This is a genomic window from Crocosphaera watsonii WH 8501, assembly GCF_000167195.1.
In the GTDB taxonomy this organism is placed as follows: Bacteria; Cyanobacteriota; Cyanobacteriia; order Cyanobacteriales; family Microcystaceae; genus Crocosphaera; species Crocosphaera watsonii.
This window is the reverse complement of record NZ_AADV02000142.1, coordinates 1-11,198: the sequence shown is the minus strand read 5'-3', so window position 1 is coordinate 11,198 and position 11,198 is coordinate 1. Positions and strand designations below refer to the sequence as shown.

6 protein-coding genes, 2 pseudogenes and 1 riboswitch are annotated in these 11,198 nt (G+C 37.5%); of the genes and pseudogenes, 2 read left to right on the top strand and 6 right to left on the bottom strand.

All coding sequences use genetic code 11. The annotated features are described in order from the left end of the window. Nucleotides 1-420: 420 nt before the first annotated feature. The 4 genes and pseudogenes from CWATDRAFT_RS40545 to mtnA form a co-directional block, all read right to left on the bottom strand. Nucleotides 421-1,522: pseudogene (locus CWATDRAFT_RS40545) on the bottom strand (ISAzo13 family transposase). 576 nt (nucleotides 1,523-2,098) lie between these two features. Then, the gene (locus tag CWATDRAFT_RS25750) at nucleotides 2,099-4,108 is read right to left on the bottom strand and encodes a dynamin family protein (protein WP_007307750.1); all 2,010 of its coding nucleotides are present in this window, start codon (nucleotides 4,106-4,108) and stop codon (nucleotides 2,099-2,101) included. 64 nt (nucleotides 4,109-4,172) lie between these two features. Then, nucleotides 4,173-4,517 (bottom strand): hypothetical protein, encoded by a 345-nt coding sequence (locus CWATDRAFT_RS25745; protein WP_007307749.1) that lies wholly within the window; start codon nucleotides 4,515-4,517, stop codon nucleotides 4,173-4,175. 261 nt (nucleotides 4,518-4,778) lie between these two features. Continuing rightward, on the bottom strand, nucleotides 4,779-5,831 hold the full coding sequence (gene mtnA / locus CWATDRAFT_RS25740; protein WP_007307748.1) for an S-methyl-5-thioribose-1-phosphate isomerase: 1,053 nt from the start codon (nucleotides 5,829-5,831) through the stop codon (nucleotides 4,779-4,781). 437 nt (nucleotides 5,832-6,268) lie between these two features. Here mtnA and CWATDRAFT_RS25735 point away from each other — a divergent pair, with 437 nt between their 5' ends. After that, nucleotides 6,269-6,760 (top strand): hypothetical protein, encoded by a 492-nt coding sequence (locus tag CWATDRAFT_RS25735; RefSeq protein ID WP_007307751.1) that lies wholly within the window; start codon nucleotides 6,269-6,271, stop codon nucleotides 6,758-6,760. A 202-nt stretch (nucleotides 6,761-6,962) separates the two neighbouring features. Then, nucleotides 6,963-7,883: a class I SAM-dependent methyltransferase gene (locus tag CWATDRAFT_RS25730; RefSeq protein WP_007307752.1), complete on the top strand. Its 921-nt coding sequence runs from the start codon at nucleotides 6,963-6,965 to the stop codon at nucleotides 7,881-7,883. Nucleotides 7,884-8,105: 222 nt separating this feature from the next. Here CWATDRAFT_RS25730 and CWATDRAFT_RS25725 read toward each other — a convergent pair whose 3' ends face one another. Both CWATDRAFT_RS25725 and CWATDRAFT_RS37730 read right to left on the bottom strand, forming a co-directional pair. Further along, nucleotides 8,106-9,290, bottom strand: a complete 1,185-nt coding sequence (locus CWATDRAFT_RS25725) for a peptidoglycan DD-metalloendopeptidase family protein (RefSeq protein WP_042712423.1) — start codon at nucleotides 9,288-9,290, stop codon at nucleotides 8,106-8,108. 83 nt (nucleotides 9,291-9,373) lie between these two features. After that, a riboswitch (cobalamin riboswitch) is annotated at nucleotides 9,374-9,525 on the bottom strand. Between the two features lie 100 nt (nucleotides 9,526-9,625). After that, nucleotides 9,626-10,860: pseudogene (locus CWATDRAFT_RS37730) on the bottom strand (RNA-guided endonuclease InsQ/TnpB family protein). Nucleotides 10,861-11,198: the final 338 nt, after the last annotated feature.

Sequence of the window (11,198 nt, the reverse complement as noted above, 5' to 3'; positions counted from 1 at the left end):
GGAAAAATGGTTCCCTTTCTTTCTTCAAAAAATTTTTATTATTTATTTTAAAGGTTATTTTTGGGTTTTAAATTATTTCTCCCATATTTAACATTAAATGGGCGGGCCCCCTGTGGTGGGGAATAAGATTCGATGGGTAAAAGTTTTTTCTCCTAGTAAAGCCATTTAATAGGGTAGTTTTCCCATAATTAAAAGGAGCAAGGTTATTTCCAAGAAAAAAGTTTCCCCACCCATTCTCAGAATCTGTTTGTAGAACATCTCAAATAAGCGAAAAGGGAAAAATAAAAAGTTGTTCGCGGATACTTTCCGCGAACAAAAACCTCCCTATCTAAAAGAAAGAAATACGCTAACTTTTAAATTAGCTTTGACTATTTTAAAAAGGAAATTCACTTAATTTTACACTCTTATTAACTTTTTAGACTAACTGGGTCTAATCAAAATATCCCATTTAAGTAAGTGAGGATTACGTTCTAAACGTTTCTCAATTTCCTTCATCTCTTTTTTCGTTAAAGAAATGCCTTTTTGATAAACTTTTTTACTTAACTTAACTATCGGATTTAAGCCTTTCCATGTCATAGTTTTTACCCAAGCTAACATCGTTTGAGCATTTCTCAGAAGTGTTCCGTTCCAATGCCTCTCTAAAATTCCCCAACATCTTTCTATGGGATTATATTTACTGTGATAAGGAGGAAAATATAGTAATTGAATAGATTTCTTAGTTTGGTCGGCAAACTCTACCATTCTCTTCAAAAATTGCCTTCTTATTCCACTATTTTCTGCTCCATTATCAACTTTAATTTGGATGTTCTCTAGTTGCTGCTTTTCAGTTATACTCAGACTTGTCCACCATTGCTCCAAGTTATCTACCATGAAATCACTCGTTTTATAAGAACTTCCAAAAGTTACATAAAGTTGCCCTGTCTCTTCATCTACAATCCCACAAGGAACGTATTTTTCTTTAGTTCCCATATCATGATCTTGAGCTTGATTATAACCTCTGGTTTGTCCGCCACGTGAATATTCTCCTATTTCCACAGTTGCTTTACAATCCATACTTAAACGTTTCACAGAAGGGTCTTTTTTTCTATCTTTTTTCTCTATATTCTCGAAGATAGCGTCCGTCTCCGAGATTTTTTTTAGGTTTAGCTTTTACCACTTTTCTCAATCGATAGCCCAAACGATTTAAAATATCTGCCATTGTCGAAGCAGCAGGAACCTCCTCTCCATTATAGCCTAGATTTCTTAATTGTTTAATGGCTTCAGCCGCCGTTAATCTTGTATAGGCAATGGGGTTATTAAATGTGGGGTTTTGTTGTGCGTGAGCTTCGGCTATTTCTTTCAATGATTGGGCAACTATTGGGTATCTTTCCTCCCATTTTTTACATCCACTATTGACTGATTGTAATCCTAAACACACTATCCCAGTTCGTTTTTCATGTAATCCAAGTTGAACATTTTTTCTCCCCCAACCAAACACGATTTCGGTTTGTCTGGCACTTCCTCCACAATACTTGAGACACATTTCAGCTTGAAATGAACGACGCTCTGCTCCCGTCATTTTTGAGGCTGCTAAACGTAAATCATCGACCATCGACGGGGTTAAGGGATTATTTGTCTGTTTTAGCTTCAATTTACTCTCTCTAATCTTTTTACCTCTTCATTTTAATCTATTCCTTCTGTTTTTTCAGACAAGCCAATTATGAAATTTTAAAGTTGTGTACCAAGATCCGCTAACTCTCTGTCCCTTTTATTTCTTGAAAGCCTTTAGTCCAAGCTATTACCCCCTATGGGAAAAGCTTTCTCGGAAATCACCCAAAAACCGCCAAGCGAAAGTTTTGGTTTTCACAATAATTACCTAGAGATAAGATATCTCTTTTTAGGGAAGAATTTTCATCTATTGCTAAAACTTCAATCGCATTATTAAGGGTTTTTGAGATGTTAATCAAGTTCTCATCAATATTTTTCATCGGATTAAAATTACTTAATAATAAACAATCAATCACTCATCAAATCTTGAAATATTTAGTTATCAAGAAGCAGTTTTTAAGAAATTGTTATAGATGCTTTGAATAGATTGGGCTTCATCGTTAACATCTTGTTACAATTTTTGTAATCTTTCAAGTTCTTTCTCTTGATTAATTTCATGAGATTCTTTTTGTTTGACTAAGTTATCCAATTCAGCTTTGCGAGATTGAATATCATCATTCATACGTTCTGTAATTTGTTTTTCATAAATATCAAAACATTCTTTAACAGTCTCAGAAATTTTAGGAGAATAGTTTTGAGCAATTTCTGGTAAGTGTTTAATTAACTCTTTTTTAGCAATTTTAACCAATTGCTTACGGGCTTGATCTGCTTGTACAACTCCAACACCTAACCCTAATAAAGCTAAACTAATAGGTCCTAAAATGATGCCAGTAATTGCAGTAATAATAGTTCCTACTCCTAACACGGTAATAAAATTAAGAATAATATCTTCCCAATTAAACCCCGATCCAGCCATAGCAACCCCTGCAAGATTTCCCCTTGTTAAAGAAAAGATTCCGGCTGCCCATTTTGCCCAACTGGGAGCATTATCTTTTTCAGAAGATTGGTTAACCGGAGGCAAGGTATTTCCCGTTATTTTTTCAGTAATTCGGTTGGTTGCTTGAGCATAAGAATCACCATAACTGGTAGCAACTTTAGAAAGTTGTAAAAAGGCAGCATCCATTTCTTTTTCTGCTTGTTTACCCCAGTCAGCCATGCGTTCATTAATATACTTTTCAAACGCAGCTCTTAGCTCTCTTTCAAACGCATCTCGCTTACCACTAAATAAGAAATCAATAAAGTTTAAATTGGGTTGATAATGAGCAAAGTCAGACTCAAAGGTATTACCTAGATTCAAAACGTAATCACGAAAAGACTGAGAAATAACTTGGGCTTGATTATCTCGAATTTGACGAATTTCTTGTTGAAATTTATCACAAATTTCATTGAGAATTTTAAACTCAGGTTCTACAGAATCAATTTGTATTTTTAAGTCATCTGCATCTTTTTCAAGGAGAGAAATTCTCCGTTCAACTGCTTCATTTACATGATTAGACGTTTGTTGAGCTAATGTTAGTCCTTGTCGAAATTCTGCTATTGCTCTTTCTTGGGTTAAAAAGGTATTTAAAGAAGATAAGAAATTAGAGAATCCTTGATCGCTTAAAGGAGTATTAGGCTGTTTTAACTGTTGTCTTAAAGCGTTTAAAGCAGAAATTTCAAATACCCTTTCTTCATAGAGATCATAACCATCAATCTTACAATATTCTGCTAGATTACTGCGAAAAACTTTCCTTAATTTTTCCTCAGCTTCAGCTAACTCTTCGGGGTCATCTGGATCAATTAAACTATCTTTAACTTGATCCCAAGCATTAACCAAAAAGAAAATACTTAATCCCCTCTCTTTAATATAATTTTCAAGATAACGACGCTCTCCCAGTGTACAGGGTTGAGAAGATCTTAAAACAAATAAGATAGCATGACAATTATTAATATATCCAAGAGACAATTCGTTTCTTGCTTCCGTATTATTTAATCCTGGACTATCAACGATTTCGATCCCCTTTTCTAGTAAGGATAATGGGTATTCAACCACCGCATAATCTACGTTAGGAAAAGCTTGAGTTTTCTCCCTCTCTAACTGTTTTGCCTCTGTGGGATCAATGGTGTAACGTTGTTTAAATTCTTTAAAATCTAATATTTCTGGAGAACTTCCATCCTTAAAATAAATAGTAACCTTTTTCTCTTTTCCATAGCGAACAATGGTTAATAAAGCCGTACAAGGATTAACGTCGCTGGGTAACAATTTCTCCCCTAATAAAGCATTTAAAAATGTACTTTTTCCTCTCTTCATATCTCCTAAAACTAAGAGACGAAAGATCCCATTTTTTAAGTTTGAGCCAATTTTCTCAAGGTCATCGATATGCTGAGATAGTTCTAATTTTCCTGAGAGATTTTCCCCCATTGATTCCCCTTTTTCGAGAGTTTTAATCATTTCATCGAGATAATTAGCAATCTGGGAACGCACATCGCTGACCTTTTGTAAATCATCTAATAAAGTTGTCGTTTCACAATTAATCATCATAGAAAACCTCAATCATTTAATTTTCAACATAAGTATGTTATTCGTCACTATGGATAAGGTTAGGTTATTTTTTGTTATTAGACGGCTTCCTCTCTAAAAAGAGTTTATACGAAACCCATGTTATAGAACTAATCAGAATGACTAGTGCTAACCAATAAGCTATTTTTGTAGCAACACAAACCACGACCATTATCATAAAGAGCTTACCCATAAAGAGTAAATTTTTTCTCCAATGGGTTATGGATTTTTTACCCAAATTCTCTTTTCTTGTTTGATACAGGGGGGGATCTGTTTCTTGGGTTTCACGAGCAATCTCTAACTCTAACTCTCGCAAACGAATTTCTTGTTCTCGTTGCTTTAAAGCTTGTTCTCGTTGCTTTAATTGTTGATCTTCCTCATTATAATTCATGAATACCCATTATGATTCAGGTTGATAATCTTAGGGTTCCCCAAAATGACAAATTGTTATCATCATCCTTTGACAAGTCTTTCAAAAGGATTACAGATTGATTGCATTTGCACTAATCTACAATCTTCGGTCACCGCAAAATATTCAAAAAATTGAACAAGGGGAGGCTAAATCCCTGAGTTTCAAAACTTTAGGGCTTTTTTTCAAGCTTTTATTTGTCAACTAGGGGATATTTTAGTGTACGAAGGAGAATGCTATTTTTTAATGATAAGATAACTCCGGTTTCAAGCTAATCAGTTCTTCGGGTTTAACGGTTTTTTGTTCGGTAATAATTCCTGTAATTAACTTAGCAGGAGTAACATCAAATGCCGGGTTATAATAGTCAACACCATCGGGATAAATAACACTATCCCCGATTTGATAAAGTTCCGAGGGATCTCGTTCCTCTATGGGAATTAAATCCCCATTTTTTAAACTATAATCTACCGTGGAAAGGGGTGCAGCAACATAAAAAGGAATGTTGTGCATTTTAGCCATAACTGCTACTCCATAAGTACCAATTTTATTAGCAGCATCCCCATTAGCAGCGATTCTATCTGCCCCCACAACTACCAGATCAATCAGTCCTTTTTGCATACAATGGGCTGCCATATTATCACTGATCACAGTAACAGGAATTTTCTCTTGAACACATTCCCAAGCCGTTAATTTTGCCCCTTGTAAGCGGGGTCTTGTCTCATCAGCATAAACCCTTTTTAATCTTCCTGCTGTCCAAACAGAACGAATAACCCCTAATGCTGTTCCATAACCTGCTGTGGCTAATGCTCCTGCGTTACAATGAGTGAGGATGCTTAATTTATCTGGGTTGGGGGGTATTATTTGTAAACTATTTTTACCAATATCTTGACAAGTTTGCAAGTCTTCTGCATTAATTTTTTCTGCTGTTTCTAATAAGGTATTTTTAATTTCTTCTACAGTGCCAATGGTTTCATAAGCTATTTTTAACATTCTAGAAATCGCCCAAAAAAGATTAACCGCAGTGGGACGAGTTTGACGTAATATTTCGGCAACTTCTTCTAATTGTTTTAAGAAAGTTTCTCTCTCTTTTGTGTTAATTTCTCTGGCACCTAAATACATTCCATAAGCAGTAGCAACACCAATGGCTGGCGCACCCCGAACAATCATAGTTTTAATGGCTTTTGCCATGTCTTCATAACGACTAATTTCTACTAGGGTATATTGACTAGGTAAACAAGTCTGATCGATTAATAAAACTTTATTGTTAGACCAAACAACAGGATAAATTGTAGTCATAATAAGGGTTAAAATTAACGTTCAATGTCTCTATGCTATTGTGTCATATTTTAGTCATCTTGAAAAGTTCATGCCATTCCTAATTTTTAGTTATAACACTTTTTAAAATTCTTGATTTATTGTTACAGAAAGTAATTTTGTTGATTTTAGTGAGATTTCCCCATGCTTAGGGGCATTTTCCACAGCTTTTTCAACAGAAAAAAACTGTTATTTCTGTTAAAACATTAATTAGTTATCTGTTCTGGGGAAAACATTAATTAAATTGTCTTCAAATCAAGACTTGATTTTCGTGTTATAATGGGTTAGGATAATAGACCCTAGAAGAGTCAATAAACCCTCTCAAAATATCTTAGTCCATCGACTAACTAATAAAAGTTGATAAAAGGTAGGAATATTCTTGAGACTGGGAAAAATCTTCATGTAAAATAGATTTAACTATGAGCAACTCGATCAACTCCCTGGCACAAATTAATAAAAATAAGAACAGAAAAAATGTCATCAATAAAACTGTTAAAACAAGAAGAAAAAATAACAAAAAAAGAAGTATTGTTGATGAGATTCGTGAACGTCGGCCAGTGCCGAACCCCTGGCGTGTGGGAGAAGTAGCCCAAATTATCATCAAAGGTAATCCTGATCTAAAAGGAAGAAGTGGTCAGTGGTGTATTATTGAAGAGGTATTAAACTTTTCCTGTTTAGTGAAAACTTGGGATGGGATTATTCAAGTAAAACTTGAAAACTTAAAAGATGTTTATTACTCATCTCAGCAACAACAAGAAATTAGAAATATAAGCGATCGCCTTGCTCAGATACCACAAAATAAACTAGAAGATTCGGTTAAACATTTCTTAGAAGCGTTGGGGAAAATTGATCGTCCCTTTTTAACCACTTTAGAAGATAAAATATTGACATTAATAGAAACAGAAAGTTAAATCAGTTATCAGTGATCAGTTAACAGTGATCAATAACTGTTCACTGTTAACTGTTATTTATTTGGTTGGATCGAAAAACATCATTCCTTTTATCTCGATTAATCGGGTTAATGAGCGGTTAATGGTAAAATCGGTGAGGAAAACTCTTGAGTAACCATCGATACGACTTGGTTACTGTCATGAGCGATATCTAGAAAATTTTATGACTGTTACCTCCTTTCAACCTCAACCTGGTTTAGCTTCCCGTGTGATCAATGGGATCTTATCCGTCAAACCCCTAGCCAAACTCGCAAAACATCAAGCTCGTAATATGATTATTAATCGGGCCGAAAAAATTGGGGTTCCCTGGCGAGATAATGTGCGTCAACTTAGCCAACATAACTGGCAAGAAGAACTGGCTAATGTTGAAAATTCTAACTTAGTTTATCCTGATTATTATGTTTGTTCCTTTCATGGTTATGACAGCGGTAATTTAAGTTGGGAATCTGCTTTAGAAGTGGAATCAGCAGCTTATGCGGTTCATGCGAGTATTTGGCCAGATGCCGGAGTAAAGGGTGATCCCCGTTTACGAGACAATTATCACTCCATTCTTAAACAACAATTATCCTTAAACCCCCAAACCATTTTAGACATCGGTTGTAGTGTGGGAATGAGTACCTTTCCTCTACAAGAAATGTACCCCAACGCTAAACTAACCGGATTAGATTTATCAGCTTATCATTTAGCGGTTGCTCGTTATCGCAGTCAACAACGCAACCTTGATATTGACTGGGTACACGCAGCAGCAGAAGAAACTAGCTTACCTTCGGCATCGTTTGACTTAGTTTCCAGCTTTTTGTTGTACCACGAACTACCCAAAACCGCAGCGATCGCAATTTTTAAAGAGGCCCGTCGTCTGCTTAAACCAGGGGGATATTTCACCATGATGGACATGAACCCTCGCGCCGAAGCTTTTCAAAAAATGCCCCCTTATGTCTTAACCCTACTCAAAAGTACGGAACCTTATCTCGATCAATATTTTGCCCTGGATGTAGAAACGGCCTTAACCGAAGCAGGTTTTGAAACACCGACAATAACCCCTGTTAGTCCTCGTCATCGGGCGATCGTTGCTAGGTTAAGCTAAAAATTTTTCTAGGGGTCAACGGCCGTTAACGAAGTCAGAAGTCAGAAGTCAGAAGTCAGAAGTTGTTTTTGAAACAGAGATTTATGCTCCGCTTCAAAAACTATGCGCCTTAAAAGGCGGGGTTTTAGACCCAACTATTTTCGATAAAAGGGTGATGTGGTGGCCACCCTTTTCAGCTATATTATCGCTTAAATCACTATCTCATTAGGTGTTGATGCTGATTTAGCGTTTTCTATTCTTAGGTAAGAAGGCCATGGGGTCTTGTGGTCCTCTGCCTTTAGGCCGAATTTCGTAGTGAAGGTGGGGACCAGTGCTTCTGCCTGTGTTACCCATTTCGGCAATTTTTTGACCTTGTTCTACTTTCTGACCACGACGCACTAAATGACGGCTATTGTGACCGTATAAGGTTACACTGCCATCGGGGTGACGAATTTTAAGAAATTTGCCGTAACCGCGAGCATCCCAACCTACGGTGATAACTTCTCCAGGAGCCGAAGACACAATGGGAGTTCCCACAGGTGCCGCAATATCAATACCCCTGTGCATTCTGCCCCAACGAGGACCGTACCCAGAGGTGATAACCCCTTTAGTCGGCCAAATATGTCCGGTAAATCTCATGGGAGCATCGGGAAGATAATCATCCGGGTTGGAGATACCAGGAAGTTCTGGACCTACAGTGGTTCCAATAGGAATTTCAAAGGGGTTGTTGTATATAGAAAATTTACCCTGAGCAGCACTGACTGCTTTTACATTAGTAGTCAGTGTATCTTTTTCTTCTGGCTGCTTGAGGGGTTGACTGACATCAGCAACAGCTTTTTCATTTCTGACACTGTTTAGTTGTTCTGTTTTCAATTGAGCTAAGCTATGTCGCAGACGGGTGCGGGTTTGTTTGAGGTGATCAAGGGAGGTGTTGACAGATTTGGTGCCAACACTTTTATTTTGGCTGCGAGTCTCTGGAGAGCTTTTTGGGGTGATTTTTTGAGATGAATCCTTATCAGAAGGAATTTTGATGGTTTTTCCTGGCTCTAGCTTGGCTGTAATCCCTAGATTATTAATAGCGGCTATGGCTTCTGGTTTGACTTGATAGTTGTAAGCCAGTTTGGCAATAGTATCTCCTTCTTCTAATTTATGCTTCAGGGCTAAAGGGGAGAGTTGAGTCTCCTCGCTGCGCAGATCAGAAAAATTAGGAAGATTGGTAATAGCTGTATTGCCCGTCACAGAATTAGCTGCGATCGCTGCTTTATCTTGGCTCAACAACATACCGCTTGCGCCCATAGAAATAGCTAGGCCGATCATTGCTGCTGAACGACGAACGCGACTTTTCTCACTCTTAGCTAGTTTATTTTGAGAGCCTTCTGAAGAAGATATTGCTTCTAGTTTGGTGTTATCTGCCAAACTAGAAGACATTTTTTGATTGAATAACCTTTGAGGATAATACTTCCCCAGACAAATCATATTGAACACAATCTGTACCTCGCAGACGATTACGAACATGGATCAACTTATCGGCGGGCATTCTGACTAAGAGATTTGTTCAAGACTAATCTCATCACAGTTGCGGGACAGCGACGGATTTACACCGCTTTTTCCCCGTTGCCTCTAATGGCTGATCTCTATTAGAACCGAAGACCTTAAGTTTTTCTTAACGACTGTTTCGAGGTCTTAGATTGTTCCCGTGGCTCGTTGTGACATCCTCCCAACCCTGACCGTTCAGGCGGTACAGGGTGGGCTTCCTCATATCACTACGAGGATTTCCTGCTTCTACGGGAGGCTCTAGATGTCTTTTTAGGGACATCCCCGATAAACTCTTCCTCCACAGGCAGCTTGACCCCCAGTCCGAGGGCTGCAAGTCCACGTTGCTCTACAACCATTGCAGCAGCAACGTCTCTATCAGTTATGAAACCGCAATTAAAACATTCATGCACCCTTTGAGATAAAGCTTTTTTACCTGTTACCACTCCACAATTAGGACAGGTTTGACTTGTTAAGTTGGGATCAACTTTTTCAAAATAGACATCTCGTTTCCAAGCAACGTGCTTTAGTATTTCTAGAAAACCACCAAAGCCAGCATCAAGAGTATGCTTGCATAACATCCCCCTTGACATAGCTTTTAAGTTTAAATCTTCTGCAAATATTATCTGTGCTTGGTCACAAAGATGATGCGCTACCTGATAATGAAAGTTCTTGCGAGTATTGTAAATGTTTTCATGAAGTTTGGCTACTTTTTCACGGGCTTTATGCCAGTTTTTAGACCCTTTTTGTTTTTAGATAATCTTCGTTGCAGCCATCGAAGCTTACTTTGAAGTTCTACAAAAAACTTTGGTCTAGCTATTAATTCTTGCTGTGAAGTAGCAATAAATTTCTCAAGCCCTAGATCAATACCCAATGACTTACCTTGAGGTTTTGGTGAGGGTATTTTTACATCTGATTGAATACAAATAACAGCATACCAACCAGAAGCTTTTTTAACTATCTGGACTTTTTTGACAACAAATCCATCAGGAATAGGGCGATGTAAATTAATTAATACACTGCCTATTTTTGGTAACTTTAATTGATGCCCAGTTACAGGATTTTCCTTAAACTGAGGGAAGTTAATTGAACGATACTGACCATATTTTTTGAACCTTGGGAATCCAAAGCTTCTTTTCCAGAAAAAGTTAAACGCTTTATCCAAGCGACCCATAACCTCTTGTAACACTTGAGACTGAACTCGTTTAAGTGAGGGGTATTCTTTTTTAGCCTGAGTTAAAGCTTTTTTCTGTTTATAGTAGTCAGGAAAAGGCTGGTCAGCAGGGATAATATACTCACAATGAAGACTACAAGCATTAACCTTACACTTACGAGAATTTATCCATTCTTTTCTTTCTCTCAAGGCGTAATTATAAACACCTCGACAGATTTCTAGCCAGTCAAGTAATTCTTTTTCTTGACTGACATCAGGATAAATTCGATAAGCGTAGTTAAGGTTTAACACTTTTGCTATCTGAACAACATAAACCTATCGTAAAATACTTAGGAAAAAAATGCAACTCCCTAGTTTGTTAATTACTTGTAAAAAAGAAGGGCATCGAACCCTTCTTTTTTACCCGCCTATCATCCCGACACTGACCTACGGTACAGTGCGGGGCTTCTCGGCGGTAAGCTAAAAATCTTCCCTCCTGCCTCCTGCCCCCTGCCTTCTGCCTCGCCCGAAGGGCTGTTAAAGCTTTTATCCCCCAGATCAGAAAGAGAACCGACGACTTTCCGTGTTTCGTCTCGGGTCTCTTGTCTGTTCGCTCCTCACACTACATATGGTACCGACTCGAATTCGAT